Below are 17158 nucleotides of genomic sequence, written 5' to 3' on the forward strand. Positions count from 1 at the left end.
TTCAACCACCTAGTGCGTATGTGTCGACGAATTTTCATCTGAATTTTTCAAATCATCTTTGATAAACTTCAGGGTATGAAATGCCATTAGAGAAAAGCAGACAATCAGTACACCATTAATGGTGAAATAAGACATTCCCATCACAGGTGTCACTTTGGTCGACAGCATGGTGTAATCAAAACTTAAATAAGCCAAGATTACATTCAGTATTAATAAGAAACAGGCTATTACTAAGCGGAAAGGTCGTTTCGCGCTGTCGGGCAACAAGGTCATTATGACATCGACACCCATGTGTAATTTGTGTTTGTAACAAGAACTGATGCCAAAATAGACGGCCCAGATAAAACAGATAACAGATAGCTCTTCGCTCCAGGGCACAACAAAACCGAAGCCGTAACGTAAGAACACGTTAATGATGACCATTAAAACCGTAATAGAAATGGCAACTGAAGCTAAGATTTCTTCAATGTTAGTTATAAAACGCATTTGTACTCCAAGAATCTATCTAAACGAACTAATTACAACGCCTTATTGGGCTTTATTAGTAACAAGGCGTTGTAAGTCGTTTATTGAACTATTTGTTAGCGCGGATTTTCTCCAGTTCGCCATTAATCGTTGCGTGAATACCTTTGCTCCATGATGGGAACTGGTTATACACGTCAGCGGTTAGCTTACCGAATTCAGCCGTATCAACTTCGTTGAATGTCACGCCTAAGTCTTGAAGTTTGTTCATGTACTCTTCATCAAGTTTCACTAATTCGTTGGTATTCGATATTGCGCCAGCTTCTAGCTCTTCCATCACAATTTTTTGTTGTTCAGCCGTTAACTTGTCCCAAACTTTTGGCGAAATGTATAGGCCAACAGTACCTAAGAAGTGTTTAGTAAATGACATGTTTTTTGCCACTTCATACATCTTAGTTGAGTACATAGTTAAGATTGAACCTTCAAGACCATCGACAACACCTTGCTGAACGCCAGCATAGGTTTCTGGGAATGGTAATGATGCAGGAGAAGCGCCCATAGAGGCGAGTGTACTGATGAACAACTGACTTCCTGGTACACGAATACGCATGCCTTTCATATCAGCAGAAGATTTGATCTCTTTATTAGTGATCATATGACGGAAGCCGAACATGTAGTCTGCGGTTAGAATTTTGATGCCTTTTTTCTCAACCTGAGCTGATAGGTCAGCAACAAAGTCGGTTTTCATCATAGCAAGATATTCATCATATGAGTTGTAAAGCATTGGGCCGGCAAGCGCTGCAAAATCAGGTACAAAATCGCCAAGGTAGCTTAGATCTTCAACCGCTATCCAATCGGCACCATTTACCACCTGCTCTAGGTTATCTTTGTATACAGGTAATTGACCACCTGGGAATACTTTAATATTAACGCCACCATCCGTACGTGTACGGATTTTATCTGTCACCTTGATCAGCTCTTTCGTTAGCAGTTCGTTTTGGGTAAACACCAAGCTCATATTGATATTCACTGGCTTTTCTGAGGCCGCCATTGCGGTTTCACTTCCAATGACGCTATATCCAAACAGCGTTGCTGCTGTTAATACAGTACCCAGTAGTAGCTTTTTCATTATCTTAACCCTCTAGTAGTTAGGTAAAGTGTTCCTGTTTTTACCGCGCTCGTATGTGAGCTTTTGTTCACGTTTTGTTATTTTCTAATTGTTAGATTACGTACCATATAATATTCATTATTACATTCATATGAACATTATAATTTTCATATGAATGTTGTGACCATGTTATCAAATTGAAAGCTAATATGTTTTATTCACGCCTTAAGCTTGAATTTATGTCGCGTGTTTGTAGAATCGTTGCCTATGGTCGTGTGGTTTAAAATGAAAGTATAGAAGGTAATTATGATTGTAGGTCATCGTGGTGCAGCGGCTCTGGCTCCGGAAAATACACTCGCTGGAATTAAAAAAGCAGCTGAAGTTGGTATTCATTGGATAGAAATAGATACCCAACTAACCGCTGATCATATCCCGGTGATATTTCATGATGAAAATTTGGAACGCTGCACAAACGGAACAGGAAAACTCGCTTCATTGGCACTCAATGAATTGAAGCAACTTGACGCCGGAAGTTGGTTTGGTGAGTCATTCAGCAATGAAACCATTCCGACATTGGAAGAGGCGTTACAAACCTGTTTAGATAACGATCTAAATATGAACCTAGAGTTGAAGATTCATCATAGCGAACAGGTGGCACCTTTGGCTGAAAAAGTGGCTGAAATAATTAAGTCTTTCGGGTTTCCATATGACAGATTGCTACTATCTAGTTTCTCCTTGAGTGCTTTGGCACTGTGTCAGTCATTATTGCCAGAGATACGTCGGGGTTATATTACTGAAGAAAAATCCACTGATTATCTGGATAATGTGAGGAAACTGGATCTTTATAGTGTCCATGTGGACCAAAAAGTTCTCACGAATGATATGGCATGCTCGATCACAAACGAAGGGTATGTCCTCAATATATGGACACTCAATGATCCGGAAAAAATGACTACGTTTGCACAAATGAAGGTAAAGAATATTATCACGGATAACCCGGAACTTTTTTAACAGGATTGAACCACTATGGAACTGACCTTTCGACAGCAGGAAATACTAGGTTATCTCAAACAACACAGTGATGTTCAGATCGATGAACTATCAACTATGTTTGCGGTTACCACACAAACAATACGTCGAGATGTCAATTCATTGTGCGAGCAGGGTTTAGCTCGGCGAGTACATGGTGGACTGAGTTTGCCAGCAAATTTGACGAACACGACCTACCAATTTCGTCGAGAAGTGGAATCTGATATCAAAATAGCGATTGGTCAAGAGGTAGCGAGACAGATCCCTGAAGGCTCAACGGTAATAATGGGTATCGGTACGTCGGTAACCTACGTGGCTGAGTTTTTGACTGGGTTGAAGGCACTTAGGGTGATTACCAATAACTTGCAAGTGGCCAGAATCTTTGAGAATAACCCGAACGTTGAAGTGTATCTATGTGGAGGTTTGGTGCGCTGTGATCATCAAGACGTCGTTGGTCAAAGTGTTTTAAAGTTCTTTGGTGATTTTGAAGCCGACATTGGTATCATTGGTTGTGGCTCAATAACGCCAAACCTATCTGCGATGGAACATGAACCGCAAGAAGCCGAGATCTCAAAAGCGATTATTGCCAATTCTCGACAAAGTTGGTTGTTGGCCGATGCAAGCAAATGGGGTCGATTTGCTTCGGTAAAGGTGGCAAACCTTACTTCCTTTTCTCGTATTTATACCAACAAAACTGGCTTACCTTCCGATCTTCCGATTTATTCATCGAATGTCGCTATTGGCGTTTAGTTATTTTTGACAACTTCGCCACTATTCTTGTTAGACCAAATGAACAAAAGAGCACGATGTGTGCCCTTTTAAAATTCAGGTTAACTTACGCGGTTGCTTTGACGATGGCACGGCTTTTTGCTTTGTTTCTCTGAGCTAAAACTAATGTTAAGCCAAAAGAAATAACGAAAGCGATGATCATACCAATAATGTAATAGCTAAGATCTCCGGGACGAATAGAGATGATGCCTGGTAGACCGGCCGCTCCTAACGCCGCAGCTTTAACATTAAATAGAGTGATGAAGGCACTTGATATTGCCGCACCAGTTATTGCTGCAATAAATGGATAACGAAGTTTTAAATTAACACCAAACATAGCTGGTTCTGTTATGCCTAGTAGAGCCGTAATGCCAGATGGTATTGCAATCCCTTTTGTTTTGATATCTTTTGTCGAGAAACCAACAGCCAAAGCGGCAGCACCTTGAGAAATATTAGACATTGCTGCGATTGGGAAAATAAACGTTCCCCCTGTAATGGCAATATCTGCTAATAGTTGGGTTTCTATAGCAATGAAACTGTGGTGCATACCAGTGATAACAAATGGAGCATAGATTAAGCCCATTACTGCACCACCAACAAAGCCCGCTGAATCGTAAAGCCAATTTAAGCCATCACCCAACAAGAAACCAATATCGCGAGTGAATGGTCCAACGATAGTAAAGGTTAAGAACCCAGTAATAAATATCGCTAACATTGGTGTTAACAAATTATCCAATACAGACGGAATAATTTTGCGTAGACCCATTTCAACCTTAGCCAGAATAAAAGCTGACACAAGTACCGGTAGAACAGAACCTTGATAACCGACTTTTTGAATTTCGAAGCCAAGAATGTTCCATACTGGAATGGTTCCGGATACGCTTGCTCCGCCGAATCCCCAGCCGTTTAATAGGTCTGGATGAACCATTAACATGCCAAGTGCTGCGCCCAAAAATGGGTTGCCGCCAAATTTGCTACTTGCAGAGAATGCTAATAATACTGGTAGGTATACAAAAGGCGCGTTAGCAAAGGTGTTTATCATATTGGCCAAATCAGCTAACCCAGGATAGACATCAATTATCGATTGCCCTTCAATAAACAAGCCTGTTGCAGTCAGTAGGTTAAATATTCCCATTAATAAGCCGCCAGCAACGATCGCTGGAATAATAGGAACAAAAATATCGGATAGTCCCTTAATTGCTTGTTGAAGAATGTTCTGTTTTTGAGCGCCTGCTGAAGCGACTTCACGCGTAGACATCTCTGACATGCCCGTAAGTTTTGCCAGTTCAGCATGAACTTGGTTCACGACTCCAGAACCGAAAATGATCTGGTACTGACCCGCAATTTTAAATTGCCCCTTAACGCCATCAAGTGAATCAATGGTGTCTTCATCTATAATGGACTCGTCTTTCAACGCTAGACGAAGTCGGGTAGCACAGTGTGCTAAAGCTTCGATGTTTTCTTTGCCGCCAAGCAGGGTTAGTAGTTCTTTTGCAATCTTAGGATAGTTCATTATGTACTCCAACCAATTATTGGTCTTTCAAATTGTTTTTTAAAAGTCGGGAACGTTTGCAGAAATGATATTTAAAGATTTATAGCGTTTCGTCAAAAGAAATGCTCTTTAAATGTGATTTAGATCTATTATTTTGGTCGAAAAATCATCAAATAGGCAATTTGCACACTATCTATTCCCGAATTTTGTTGAGAAAATTGGTAACAATTGCAATTCTGATAGGTGTTGAGGTAAGAATGGTTGGATTACATGATGTAGCCAAATTGGCTGGCGTGTCCAAATCGACAGTTTCTCGAGTCATTAATAATGAATATGGCGTAAAGCAAAGCACCAAAGAGATGGTGCAGAAAGCGATTGATGAGTGTGGTTACCTAGTAAACCAAGTAGCAAAGGATTTAAAGTCTCAAAAAACCAATCTTATTGGGGTTATTGTACCGACACTCTCTTCAAACTCGACCGCTCAAGGCGTTGATGGTCTCAGCCATGTATTTGATAAGAATGGGAAACATGTTCTTTTAGCGAACAGTCAACATCAGCATGACAAAGAGGTTGAATATATTCGCCTTTTTAATCAAAAACGGGTTGAAGGCATTATTTTGTATGCAACACATTTAGGTGAGCCGCTAATGAAAGCCATTAGTCAGTCTCAGGTTCCTGTTGTTCTCGTCGGCCAAGATGGCTCCATTTATGATATACCGAGCGTGATACATGACGATGTGCGAGTTGGTTTTTCTGCTGGTCAACGATTAGTAAAATCTGGATGTAAAAACATTGGATTTATTGGCGTATCGAGTGAAGATATTGCTGTAGATTCAATGCGTTACCAAGGCTTATCGCAAGCTCTGCTTTCATTGGAAATATCGGCGCCAATTTTTCATAGTCGAGGCGAGTTTTCTATCGAATCCGGGTATGAACAAATGAAGGATTTATTAATAAAAAACAAAGGAATAGATGGGGTTTTTTGCGCTACGGATAGAATTGCAATCGGAGCGATAAAGGCAATTACAGAGAGTGGAAAAACCGCTGGTAAAGAGATTAAGGTTGTTGGTGTTGGCAATGATGAGCTTGGAATGGTCTCTAGCCCGTCACTGTCTACTTTTCATTACGCCTTTGAAGCGGCGGGAGAAACAGCAGCAACAGTTGTTCTTGATTTAATAGAAGGTAAACAACAGCTTATGAGTAAGATAGTGTTAAGTTTTAGAGTGGTTGAACGTCAATCCTGTTAACGTGTCCTAAGTATTTTGTGACGCTGATCTCATGAGAAAGATGTTTTCTTGAGGTTGGCCAATTTTTTGTCTATTGTTGCAAACGTTCCCAATAAATTATGGTCACGTCATGTTAGATGCTTATATTGAAAACTGTGGTGGTATTTCGAATGTTAACCGTATATTGAGCACCCAAGGGCGGTTAATACTCGAAATTGATAATGATGAATTGCTATCGGAAGGGCTCACTGGACGATATTGTTCAAGTATGTCCCAAGTCAAGATCGATATACGCGATAAAATCGAGCCATCTGAATTTATTCGAATTGGAACAGAGATTAGAAAGAAGCAGCTCGATGCAATCACGAAACTGGGCAATCCGAAAAAGTGCGAATTTAGACCAGATTGGCATATCTCGCCCCCAATGGGTTTGTTGAATGACCCAAACGGTTTTATCTACCATGGAGGAACCTACCATCTTTTTTATCAATGGTACCCTTTCGGGTGTGTACACAAAGACAAATTTTGGGCGCATCTAACCAGTACCGACTTATTTAACTGGCACCAGCAACCCGTCGCGTTAACGCCCTCCGATTGGTTTGATAGCCACGGAGTGTTTTCTGGGCACGCCATTAGCACCCCACAAGAACTGATGATCTTTTACACGGGTAACGTGCGTACTGGACCGGAACGAGAGCGACACACTACGCAATGCCTTGCGGTGTCCACTGACGGAATAAGTTTTGAGAAATTGGGCCCTGTTATCACAGGTCTACCGAAAGGTGTCACCTCTCATTGCCGCGATCCTAAAGTGATTAAAATAGGTGAAGAATGGTGGATGTTAATAGGTGTTCAACGCGAGGATTTAGTTGGTCGCTTAGCTGTCTATAAATCGTATGATTTGCATCATTGGGATTTCGATAAACTGTACGGTGATGAACTAGGGGATTTTGGTTACATGTGGGAGTGCCCTGACCTTTTTGAACTTGGTGACCAACTTCTTGCCGTCATTGGTCCTCAAGGTATTCAGTCCGATAGCCATTATCATACCGTTGCTCATCACAATGGTTTCCTCAAGGCATCGATTTCCGAGCAAGGTGAGTTGTCGATGAGTGATTTCACTAATTTAGATCACGGATTTGATTTCTATGCGCCACAGACACTTGAAACACCAGATGGGAGAAGAGTGCTCACTGCGTGGATGGGTCTACCTGATGAGATAAATCAACCAAGTGTTGATAGTGGTTGGATCCATCAATTGACTTCTCTTCGTGAGTTGACCCTTGCTAACGGGAAGCTTATTCAAAAACCAATTAAAGAACTTGAAGCTTTACGTTCATCACTATTGGAATTTGAACTCAATAACGCTTCACTCGATTTAAAAACCAAGTCGTTTGAATTACAGGTTGAATTAGCTTGGGGTAGCGAGTTGTCTTTGTTCAAAGATAGCCTGAATGAATGCCTAATTTCTCTTGATGAGAGCAGTGAAACGTTGTTTCTGAACAGGGCGAATACTTTGATCAGAGAAGGCGATACGATAAGAGAGCGTAAACTGAATAGCGATACTGTTACGTTGCAAATAATGGCTGATAATTCATCAATCGAGATCTTTATTAACGGTGGAGAATCAGTAATGAGTAGCCGTATATTTACGCCTGCAACAGCAACTGAACTAGCGCTAAAAGGGCGCGCGACTTTCCGGTTTTGGCAACTATCTTCTGCGAAGATGAGTATAAAATAATGATAGAGAGAAAGGATCAAGAAATGAATCGAATTTGGCTTTCGGGTGACGCCGTCGTTGACCTTATTCCTGACAGTGAAACAACGTACCTAAAGTGCCCGGGAGGCGCGCCAGCCAATGTTGCAGTTGCAACGTCAAGATTGGGTAGTGACTGTGCTTTTTTTGGACGCGTAGGCAATGATCCACTTGGTCGGTTTATGAGACAGACGTTGCAAGACGAAGAGGTTAATATTGAATACCTGCTTTTAGATGAAGATCAGCGAACATCTATCGTTATTGTTGACCTAGATGATAACGGTGAGCGCAGCTTTACTTTTATGGTTAAGCCGAGTGCCGACCAGTTCTTGCAGACCAAGGATATTCCAAAATTTCAGGCGAATCAGTGGTTGCATCTATGTTCAATTTCTCTTGCAAATGAACCCAGTAGAAGCACTATGTTTGAAGCGATTGAACGAATTAAAGCTGTCGGTGGTAACGTGAGTTTTGACCCCAACTTACGGGATGAAGTGTGGACTGATCCTTCAGAAATTAAGTCAGTGGTATTAAAGGCGTTGGCGAAAGCCGATGTGGTCAAGTTTTCTGAAGAAGAACTATTGTTCCTGACAGATGCTAAGACCCTTGAACAAGGAGTTAAGCAGCTCAAAAAACTTGATAACACACTGGTGCTTATTACTATGGGTGCAAAAGGCGCATTGGTTATTCATGATGGCTCTGAGAAACTGATCTCTGGTAGAGTAGTCAGTCCAGTGGACACCACTGGGGCAGGAGATGCCTTTATTGGTGGACTGATCGCTCGATTAGCTCAGAGTAACAATTGGAGTGACTCTGAAGTAGTAGCCGAAGCTGTGTTATGGGGCAATGGTTGTGGTGCCTTAGCAATCACCAAAAAAGGGGCAATGACAGCATTGCCAACCAAGGAAGAGTTAATGAAAACCATATGAAATTAAATGTTGATAGTTAGACGTTGCACAGCATCAATCATAGGGTGCTAAGGTACAATAATTGCTGCACTAGATAATTTGCCACTAAAATATCAGTCACATTTGCCAGTTGTAGTTATTTAAGACAATTATTGTGAGTATCAACAATGAAGAGCTTTACCCCGCTAGATTTGGATAATGAACTTCTACTCGATGTGGTCGATGAAGTTGATCTTCTTTGTGAAGATAGTGCCAATACATTGGTTTTGTTGAGCCATGACCCAAAAAACAGAGACCTGTTAGATAAATTATTCCGTTCTGTTCATACCATCAAAGGTGATGTTGGCCTTGCGAAGTTCGCTCCTCTTATTCCTCTCTTATCTGCCCTTGAAGATATTCTTGGATTAATGAGAGAGGGAGAAATGCAGTATGATGATTTACTATCAGACCTTCTGCTTAGTATTATTGAAGAAGTAAAATCGTTTGTTGATGACATAGCGAATTTAGGTAGCGTTATGTACGACGCGAAGATGTATATTGCAGCAACTCAAATGATGGCCAAAGTTCAGCCCGATAATATGGGTGACCATGAAGAATTGTTGACCAAATCGTTACATATTATTGAGCCACCGTTTGCCAGTAATATTGAACCTGCGCTTTTTTCTCAGGAATTGGATGATCTAAGAATTGACTGGTCAGGTGAAGTCGAGCCTGATTTGGTTTTTTTTCATAGCATAATGAAACCTGTTGAAGATCGAGTAGATAACTGGGAAGGACGCAGTAGTCGTCAACTAAAATTAGCATTGCTGTTGAATCAGTTCTCAGGAAAAGTTGTTGATGAACAACAATTAAGAGCCGCGGTTTATCTGCATGACTTAGGTATGTCCATTCTACCTTTGGCATTACTCAGACAAAAAACTGCGCTACTTGATTCAGAGGTCGCCTGCCTTCGAGGCCACGTACAGCGCAGCGTCAGCTTTCTTTCAGAAATGCCACACTGGACAGAAGCACGACAATTTATCTTAGATCACCATGAGCGTGCGGATGGGAAAGGTTATCCGCAAGGACTCAGTAACGTTGATATCTCTCACGGAGGGAAGATTTTAGCCTTAGTGGACGCATTTGAAGCCATGACACACGCTCGCGCCCATCAGGTTCATACAAAACGACATATATCCTATGCTCTGCAAGAAATCAATAACGCAAGCGGCAGCCAGTTTTGTCCTTACTGGGTAGATATCCTCAACAAAGTAATGGCGTCTATCATGACCAACTAGTACTACTTGCTGGGTCTAAGGGTCTAAATTAAGATGCAATCTTGTGATGGTCTGTCACCTCATTGAAGAGACGCGAGCCGTTTTTTCATCACGACGGTTGCATAAGAGAAAATCAATAATGTTGCGGGGCTTATCAACGGTTCGGTAATAACATTGCCACTGACCTTTAACGTTAATATCGATTTCGTCCATTCACTATAAAGACGCGACAGGTTTCTTTTTATGACGAGACCGGTGTTCGAGTACGGGAGGGGGCGACTTAATAACCCACCGATTGATGGTTGAGTGATCAACATCGATACCCCGCTCGGTCATAAGCCCTTCAATATCACGATAACTGAGTTGGTATGCATTTTTCTATAGCGTGCCTATCCTTGTTGTCCTGATTGAACTCACGTAAACGGAGAAGAGCCCCAGAGCTAATGTGAGCAATCGCTTATAGCTAGTATCAAAAAAACTACCCGTAGCCTTATAGAGGGGCAACTGCACACGGTGACAAGATTAAATGAAGCTTCAGGTGCTAAGTAGGATGAAACTTCATTACAAGGTGGAAGCCAAGTTCTGGATAGTACGACTTTTTTTATATAGCTTTGCAACAAATGTAACGTAAGAAGAGACTCATAGACTCAGTTCAAAAAACAATTATTCATGTTGATGATCAAATAGTACACATGATCACCATCAATAAGTGATGCAACGTAAGACGATAAATTAATAACAATTAATCAATTAGTTGCATTATTTATTTTCTATTGATGGGAATTAAATAATGTCTTTGTTCCTTAAATATTAAGTTAGCAACGTTACGTATTGTATCGTCGGATTGAGTCGTTAATAAAGTACACCCACAGTTTGTATGGTAATTCTCTATTAATGCTTTGCAGACAAAAAGTACAATACGATGCTTTCTTATCTTTATGAGGTATCTGTTTTATGCGTATCTTAAATTCGTTATGGCTTTTGAGCCTTCTATTTCTATCTGGTTGTTCAGGTATGATGGCAGCTTATAATGGGGCAACGGCTATGCAGAACGGAACTCAGGCCGAATATATTGAGAGCGTGGGAGGAAAATCTGCATTCGAAAAGTTGAGCGCAATGGAGCTTTCAATGCTTTGTTCAATGTATGCGACCACAGGAAAAATAAACACGTTTCACGATTGCACAGAAATAGTCATTCGCCGATTTAAAAACGACCCCGATCCTGCGACGCATTTTATAGTAGTTAGCAGCCATGAAAGTATGGTATTGACCCTTAACGGCTTAGGTCGTTATGAAGATGCAAATGACACTATAGACAGAGGCCTTGCACTACTTGACGAAATGGATTTACGTGAAGATGACCGATATGGACCTTTGATCAAAACAAGTGAGATCCAGCTTTATGCCGTTAAAGCTGTAGTGGCTCACGAGCTAGGAGATACGGTAGAAGAAGAGAAAGCCCTTACCTTTGTTGAGGAATCCATGCCTTGGTTAGACCAACAAAAGAAAAGGTATCGCGAAAAAACGAGTAAGACGTTGTCGCAAGTCTACCTTGCTCTGGGGGAATATGACCGCGCTGCTTATTTTGCTGGTGAACTCCCCGATGATGAACCGTCAGACTGGGATAATTTTGAAAAAGCAGCTGATGCAGTGACTACTTTTGGTTTAAGCCTAGTCATTGATGCCATAGCAGATGATCAAATAAGGCAAGCCGAACAAAAAGCTAAATTAGCCTTTGATATCAGACTGTATTTTATCGCAAGAGCAGATCTCGAGGGGGAACGCTATGAAGATGCACTAGAAAACTTCAAAGCACTCGAAGGCTATACATCCATTTCTAAAGACTTCAACCTACACTGGATGTACTGGTATGATTACGGAAGAACTCATTTAGGCTTGGGGGATACCGAACAAGCGCTTGCTATGCTCGAAAAATCGATTGATGTGATTGAGTCCCAGCGTACCGATTTTCACAGTGAAATGGGGAAAATGGGGTTTGCACAAGGTAAGCAACAGGCCTATGCACTTATGATAATGACTTTGCTCGAAGTAGGAACTAATGAAAAAGCATTCGACTATGTTGAGCGTTCCAAGGCTAGGGCTCTTATCGATTTGCTCGCCGCGCGCGAGAACTTAGACTTAGGTGCGGATCAGGAAGCGAACGACTATTTAGCGCAATTACAACAAGTTGAATCACGGATACCGATGAGTATTGAACCTGTCCCGGAAGATGAGACAAGAGGGTTGATTCGTGTACCGAAGAGCAAATTAAGAGATAAATATCCAGAGCTCACTTCATTGATAAGCGTCGATACACAATCTAGTGAACAAGTAGGTTTGTTACTCAAAAAGAATGAAATGTTGGTGGAATATTATCTGGCTGGTGACAATCTGATGGCGTTTGTCATAGAAGATGGAAAATTGAGTGTCTACCCACTCAATGGAAAAAATCTTTCTGAAAATATTCGTACTTATCGTAATGCATTGATGAAAACACGTAACGAATGGAAAAAACCCTCGAAGGTTCTCTATGCTCAACTTATTCGCCCATTCGGCAGTAGGGTTAAAAACAAAAGCTTAGTAATTGTTCCCCATGGTCCACTTCATTACCTGCCTTTCTCTTCACTTTACGATGGGCGTACTTTTATGGTGGATAAATCTCAAATTCGTCTAATGCCGAGTGCTTCTGCGATGAATTATGTAGGAAATGAAGTTCAAGGTAACAAGAAAATGATGATTCTAGGAAATCCTGAGCTAAACAACCCAGAAGCTAACCTACCTGGCGCAGAAAAAGAAGCGAAGGCTATTGCCGCACTTTGGTCAGACGTTGACATCAGAGTAAAAGATGAGGCGACAGAAACAGCGTTGAAAAACAATGCTGGAGATTACAGTATGTTTCATTTTGCTAGCCACGGGGTGTTCGATCCTAATAATCCGCTCGAATCCAGTCTGCTTCTCTCCCCGGATCAACAGAATGATGGTCGACTGACCGTTGCTGAAATCTATGGGATTAGGATTAACGCAGATCTTGTAACGCTGTCTGCTTGTGACACCGGGCTTGGGGATGTCGTTAATGGTGACGATGTTGTTGGACTAAACCGTGGGTTCCTCTATGCAGGTGCAGACTCTATTCTCGCTAGCCTCTGGCCAGTTGAAGATGAGCCTACCGCGTATTTCATGCAATCATTTTATGGTTATCTAAAGAATAATGACAAAGTTGATGCGTTACAGTTAGCTCAATTGAAGACCCGTAAAAAATATCGTCACCCATCTCGTTGGGCTGCCTTTCAGTTAACTGGCGCGTCTAAGTAAAAAGTGTATACAGTGAAGATCTCTTAATTTTGGAATGGTGAGCGCTAAGGGGTATTTTAACAATGAAGATTCAATGGATTAGAATTTGCTCTATCTTGGGAGCAGTTTTCTTTAGTTGCAATATAATCGCTACCGAAGAATTCCTTTCATGGAAGAAAAAGAATAACGAAAGTTTTCAGTCCTATAAAAGTGATGAACGAGCGGCATTCAGACAAGCTTTGAAATCAGAGTGGGAGAGCTTTAAGTTAATTCAGCCTAAAAACCTTTATAGTGAGCCAAAATTAGATACCGCTCCTGTTGCACCGTTAAAATCTGAACCTCTTATAGATATGCCTAAAAAGAATGAGCCTGATATTACGGTGCCCATGGACATGCCTAAGCTTCAACCGCCAAAATTGAATCAGATTGAAATTAACTATTTGACAAGGCAGTTCAGATTACCTGAATTCAACCCTAGATATTTACCGTTGAGTGTCGGAAAAACAAATATTACCAGTGCGTGGGAGAGCTTATATCCTGATTTAGAAACGTTGGTCAAAACTATATTTGAAAGCGCTGAATTAAGTGATTTATCGGATTGGGCGTTAATTTCATTGCTTAACGAATATGCACTTGAAGTGAACAACTATGATAGCAACGGTAGTCGGTTTATGCTTTGGGGGATGTTAATTGAACTCGGATTCGACGCGCGGTTGGCATATGATGATATAAACCTTTATTTGCTGTTACCAAGTCAACAAAAAATTTACGGTAAGTCGTCAATCAAAATCGATGATGTTAACTACTATATTTTTATCGGCGAGTTACCTAACAATCCAATATATACATACATCGCTAGCCAACCAAGTCAAAAGCGTTTCGATTTCTCATTTTCTGATAAACAACCGATTAAAGGACTTATTCCTGAAAAAAGAACGTTGAGTGATTCTCATACTGGTTTAGATGTGAGCTACCTTATATACCCCCAGCTAGAAGATTATTATCGAAACCACCCATCTTTGGACTTTATTTGGTACTTTCGGGTGTCATTAAAAGATGATTATTATTTGACTTTAATAGATAGCTTAAAAAATAAATTAAATAACTACCCCGTAACTACTCAGGTTAAAATGTTACTTAGTCTTATTCAATATGGATTTGAATATGAACTCGATAACGATCAATGGGGTGAAGAATACTATTCTACACCAATGCACACACTGATGCTAAAGGCTGCTGATTGTGAAGACCGATCATTCCTATTTTCATACCTAGTCGAACAAGTAGTTGGTATTGACACTGTCGGTCTCAAATACCCGGGCCACCTTGCTGTTGCAGTAGGCTTAGACGAATCTGAAACTGATATCGGTGCAGATCATGTGAGGGTAAATGGTCGAAAATTTTTCATCGCTGACCCAACATACATTGGCGCGACCATAGGTGAAACTATGCCTATGTTTAAGAATGTTATCCCAATGATTATTACGGACTAGCGTTAGCAATACGTGTTTGAGAATGGTCGACTAATTTTATTTCAAGGAAGTTTAAGTACATACGATATGAGCAGAAAATATTTAACATTATGGCTGGTTTTTTTAAGTGCGATAACCTCTCAATGTCTGGGTGCCAGAACTTTAGAAGGGGATGGTTATGGCAGTGATCTCAAAAAAGCCCAAAAGTCTGCTTTGGCGACATTGGCGAGTAACATTTACGTCAATGTTGAAAGTAAGTCTTCAACATATCAAGACACCACAGGAATTAACAAATTTAGCTTTGAAGCGACAGTCACGACTAATATTCCAATGTTTGGTGTCAGATACAAGTGTATGAAGAAAAGAAATGAGCATTTTTGCACCGCAGTTTTGGATACAAACTCTTCTAATCCATTATACAAAAGAGAAATAAAGAGATTGGTAGATGACATCAATGACAACTACAGCATTATTGTTGCAATGGAACAATCTGCAAAATTGGACATTTTATATTCGTTGCTTTCGACATTACGGCAGTATGAAAAACTTGTGGTCGTTGCTAGTTTATTAGCCGACAGGAACATTAATATTGATAAGCCAAACATTACAACACAACAGGTAATCAGCAAGATAACAGAGCAACAAAGCGCCGTTCGGTCATTAAATGTTGCAGCGCGACTTCTTAATCAACAAATCGATGAGAAAAATATATACATAAAACCAATAACACTCATGAACTCTAGAGAGATAACGCCTTTCTCGTCAGCTCTCAATGAGGAAGTTAAGTCTCTTCTTAAAACGGTAAAGACAAAAGAACGTGCGGCTTTTTTGTTGACTGGAAATTATATTGAAAGCAATTCGGGGATTAAAGTCAGCTATGACCTTTCTGACAAAGATGGAAAGACACTAAAATCATTTGTCGTTAACTTATTACCCGAAAGCTATGTAGACTTTAGGACGACGCCTTTAGCTCCAGATTTTGATCAGTTACTTCATAGCGGTTATGCAGTGTCGAGTGACTTTAAAGCTGCTTTGGCAACAAATAAAGGGATACGAGGACTGCTGTTTAAAGAGTGGGAAAAAATAGAGTTGCTTACAAAAGTCAACCAACCCGGTTATTTCTACATAGTCGGTTACACCAAAAAGGCCAAGCTAGAGCAGTCTTATCTTGTTGACCTAAATGACGCTCCAGGAGACCGCCGATTTATTACCTATGTTAACGCTGATGAAGTGAATAAATGGATATCACTTGGTGAGTTTGTTGTTGAGAGACCATTTGGTATAGAGAGCCTACAACTGGTGGCATCTACTCATGACTTATTGGGTTATCTCCCATCTTATAAGTACTCTTTCGAGAGCGGTTATTATGTGATATCGGATGATATAGAAGAAGGATTGAAACAAACTCGAGGGATTAAAAAAGTAAAAAAAACAGGCAGCAGTAAGTCTGAAGCGGTTTTGTTATTTACAACTGAAAGTAACTAATAATGGAAAATTGTTTTTATAACAATATGAGGCAAGGTGGATAAGATGAAATTTAATAAGTTGGCGATAGTATTGTTTGCGGCTGGTTTTGTAAGTGCATGTAGTAGTACGTCAGATGAGCGACAGGCCGCTTCTGATCAATCCAACCAAGTGGTTGAAAAGAGCTGGTGTACTTTTGATGATGGAAAAACAGAAGCACCTGAGTTTTTTTGCACTGGAAATATTGATAACTTTGTAGTCACTGGGCGTGGGTCTTCTCCGAAATCTAGTTCCGGTATGAACTTCATGGTTCAGCAAGCAGCATTAGCGGCACGGGTTGAACTTGCACAAAATGTAAGGACTCAAGTAAGCAACATGGTTAAAAGCTATCTTGGCACCACTGGTGTTTCAGATCAGACTAGTATCGACGCCGCTGCATCTAGTACTTCAAAATCCATAACGGATGAGTCGTTAATGGGGTCTAGAATTATTCGTCGTGTCGTTGGACCAGAAGGTGAGGTCTATGTTTGGGTTGCTATCGATGAGAAAAACTTGGTCGCTAAAGCTCAAAATGCAGTTCGCACAAGTATGGCAAATGACGAAGCAGCATGGCAAAAATTCCAGGCAGAAAAATCGCATGAAGAAATGAGTAAAGAGATCGCAGAGCTAAGGGCTAGGCAATAATTACACCTGTTATATCGTTTGGTTCGTAACATGAAATAAAAATACAGCGACTGAATAGATCAATAGATAAAAGGGACATACACTTCAATTATTCAGATGTATGCCCTTTTCGTATTCGAAGATAGTGCCAATACGTTGGTCATGTTGAGTTATGACCCCAATAATCAGGGTCATACAAAACGAGATATATCCCTATGCTCTGTAAGAAATTAATAACGAAATATCCTTAACAAAATAATGGCGGC

Annotated in this window: 14 protein-coding genes; 10 read left to right on the top strand and 4 right to left on the bottom strand. The window is 40.7% G+C overall.

Going from position 1 to position 17158, the window contains the following annotated elements:
* Window positions 1–9: 9 nt before the first annotated feature.
* The gene (locus AACW90_RS01505; protein WP_390229772.1) at window positions 10–486 is read right to left on the bottom strand and encodes a TRAP transporter small permease; all 477 of its coding nucleotides are present in this window, start codon (window positions 484–486) and stop codon (window positions 10–12) included.
* Between the two features lie 88 nt (window positions 487–574).
* Entirely contained in the window at window positions 575–1591 is a 1017-nt protein-coding gene (locus AACW90_RS01510; protein ID WP_390229774.1) for a C4-dicarboxylate TRAP transporter substrate-binding protein, read from the bottom strand.
* A 285-nt stretch (window positions 1592–1876) separates the two neighbouring features.
* Between AACW90_RS01510 and AACW90_RS01515 the strand changes: the two genes are divergently transcribed.
* Window positions 1877–2581: a glycerophosphodiester phosphodiesterase family protein gene (locus tag AACW90_RS01515; RefSeq protein WP_390229777.1), complete on the top strand. Its 705-nt coding sequence runs from the start codon at window positions 1877–1879 to the stop codon at window positions 2579–2581.
* Window positions 2582–2596: 15 nt separating this feature from the next.
* Complete coding sequence (locus AACW90_RS01520) at window positions 2597–3349, top strand: DeoR/GlpR family DNA-binding transcription regulator (protein ID WP_390229780.1); 753 nt, start codon at window positions 2597–2599, stop codon at window positions 3347–3349.
* An 85-nt stretch (window positions 3350–3434) separates the two neighbouring features.
* Here AACW90_RS01520 and AACW90_RS01525 read toward each other — a convergent pair whose 3' ends face one another.
* Window positions 3435–4880, bottom strand: a complete 1446-nt coding sequence (locus AACW90_RS01525; RefSeq protein ID WP_390229783.1) for a sucrose-specific PTS transporter subunit IIBC — start codon at window positions 4878–4880, stop codon at window positions 3435–3437.
* 236 nt (window positions 4881–5116) lie between these two features.
* On the opposite strand from AACW90_RS01525, the gene AACW90_RS01530 reads away from it, so the two are divergent.
* The 4 genes from AACW90_RS01530 (at window position 5117) to AACW90_RS01545 (ending at window position 10023) form a co-directional block, all read left to right on the top strand.
* Complete coding sequence (locus tag AACW90_RS01530) at window positions 5117–6106, top strand: LacI family DNA-binding transcriptional regulator (protein ID WP_390229786.1); 990 nt, start codon at window positions 5117–5119, stop codon at window positions 6104–6106.
* A 109-nt stretch (window positions 6107–6215) separates the two neighbouring features.
* Entirely contained in the window at window positions 6216–7826 is a 1611-nt protein-coding gene (locus tag AACW90_RS01535; RefSeq protein ID WP_390229789.1) for a glycoside hydrolase family 32 protein, read from the top strand.
* A gap of 23 nt (window positions 7827–7849) precedes the next feature.
* Entirely contained in the window at window positions 7850–8767 is a 918-nt protein-coding gene (gene cscK / locus AACW90_RS01540) for a fructokinase (protein ID WP_390229792.1), read from the top strand.
* Window positions 8768–8913: 146 nt separating this feature from the next.
* The gene (locus AACW90_RS01545) at window positions 8914–10023 is read left to right on the top strand and encodes an HD-GYP domain-containing protein (RefSeq protein ID WP_390229795.1); all 1110 of its coding nucleotides are present in this window, start codon (window positions 8914–8916) and stop codon (window positions 10021–10023) included.
* A 54-nt stretch (window positions 10024–10077) separates the two neighbouring features.
* Here the strand turns inward: AACW90_RS01545 and AACW90_RS01550 are convergent, their stop codons facing one another.
* A complete protein-coding gene (locus AACW90_RS01550) occupies window positions 10078–10215 on the bottom strand; it encodes a DDE-type integrase/transposase/recombinase (protein WP_390229798.1) in 138 nt (45 codons plus the stop codon).
* A 741-nt stretch (window positions 10216–10956) separates the two neighbouring features.
* Here AACW90_RS01550 and AACW90_RS01555 point away from each other — a divergent pair.
* The 4 genes from AACW90_RS01555 (at window position 10957) to AACW90_RS01570 (ending at window position 16913) form a co-directional block, all read left to right on the top strand.
* Window positions 10957–13314 (top strand): CHAT domain-containing protein, encoded by a 2358-nt coding sequence (locus AACW90_RS01555; RefSeq protein ID WP_390229801.1) that lies wholly within the window; start codon window positions 10957–10959, stop codon window positions 13312–13314.
* A gap of 62 nt (window positions 13315–13376) precedes the next feature.
* Window positions 13377–14786, top strand: a complete 1410-nt coding sequence (locus AACW90_RS01560) for a hypothetical protein (RefSeq protein ID WP_390229804.1) — start codon at window positions 13377–13379, stop codon at window positions 14784–14786.
* Window positions 14787–14798: 12 nt separating this feature from the next.
* Window positions 14799–16250 carry a hypothetical protein gene (locus AACW90_RS01565; protein WP_390229807.1) on the top strand — a complete coding sequence of 484 codons (1452 nt, stop codon included), beginning with the start codon at window positions 14799–14801 and terminating at the stop codon, window positions 16248–16250.
* Window positions 16251–16295: 45 nt separating this feature from the next.
* Window positions 16296–16913, top strand: a complete 618-nt coding sequence (locus tag AACW90_RS01570; RefSeq protein ID WP_390229810.1) for an LPP20 family lipoprotein — start codon at window positions 16296–16298, stop codon at window positions 16911–16913.
* Window positions 16914–17158 lie beyond the last annotated feature (245 nt).

Source organism: Vibrio frigidus (assembly GCF_042465995.1).
GTDB lineage: Bacteria > Pseudomonadota > Gammaproteobacteria > Enterobacterales > Vibrionaceae > Vibrio.

What these genes read in the sequence shown, in the direction of transcription:
- AACW90_RS01505 (WP_390229772.1), bottom strand. Translation starts at nt 486, where the DNA reads ATGCGTTTTATAACTAACATTGAAGAAATCTTAGCTTCAGTTGCCATT.
- AACW90_RS01510 (WP_390229774.1), bottom strand. Translation starts at nt 1,591, where the DNA reads ATGAAAAAGCTACTACTGGGTACTGTATTAACAGCAGCAACGCTGTTT.
- AACW90_RS01515 (WP_390229777.1), top strand. Translation starts at nt 1,877, where the DNA reads ATGATTGTAGGTCATCGTGGTGCAGCGGCTCTGGCTCCGGAAAATACA.
- AACW90_RS01520 (WP_390229780.1), top strand. Translation starts at nt 2,597, where the DNA reads ATGGAACTGACCTTTCGACAGCAGGAAATACTAGGTTATCTCAAACAA.
- AACW90_RS01525 (WP_390229783.1), bottom strand. Translation starts at nt 4,880, where the DNA reads ATGAACTATCCTAAGATTGCAAAAGAACTACTAACCCTGCTTGGCGGC.
- AACW90_RS01530 (WP_390229786.1), top strand. Translation starts at nt 5,117, where the DNA reads ATGGTTGGATTACATGATGTAGCCAAATTGGCTGGCGTGTCCAAATCG.
- AACW90_RS01535 (WP_390229789.1), top strand. Translation starts at nt 6,216, where the DNA reads ATGTTAGATGCTTATATTGAAAACTGTGGTGGTATTTCGAATGTTAAC.
- cscK (WP_390229792.1), top strand. Translation starts at nt 7,850, where the DNA reads ATGAATCGAATTTGGCTTTCGGGTGACGCCGTCGTTGACCTTATTCCT.
- AACW90_RS01545 (WP_390229795.1), top strand. Translation starts at nt 8,914, where the DNA reads ATGAAGAGCTTTACCCCGCTAGATTTGGATAATGAACTTCTACTCGAT.
- AACW90_RS01550 (WP_390229798.1), bottom strand. Translation starts at nt 10,215, where the DNA reads ATGGACGAAATCGATATTAACGTTAAAGGTCAGTGGCAATGTTATTAC.
- AACW90_RS01555 (WP_390229801.1), top strand. Translation starts at nt 10,957, where the DNA reads ATGCGTATCTTAAATTCGTTATGGCTTTTGAGCCTTCTATTTCTATCT.
- AACW90_RS01560 (WP_390229804.1), top strand. Translation starts at nt 13,377, where the DNA reads ATGAAGATTCAATGGATTAGAATTTGCTCTATCTTGGGAGCAGTTTTC.
- AACW90_RS01570 (WP_390229810.1), top strand. Translation starts at nt 16,296, where the DNA reads ATGAAATTTAATAAGTTGGCGATAGTATTGTTTGCGGCTGGTTTTGTA.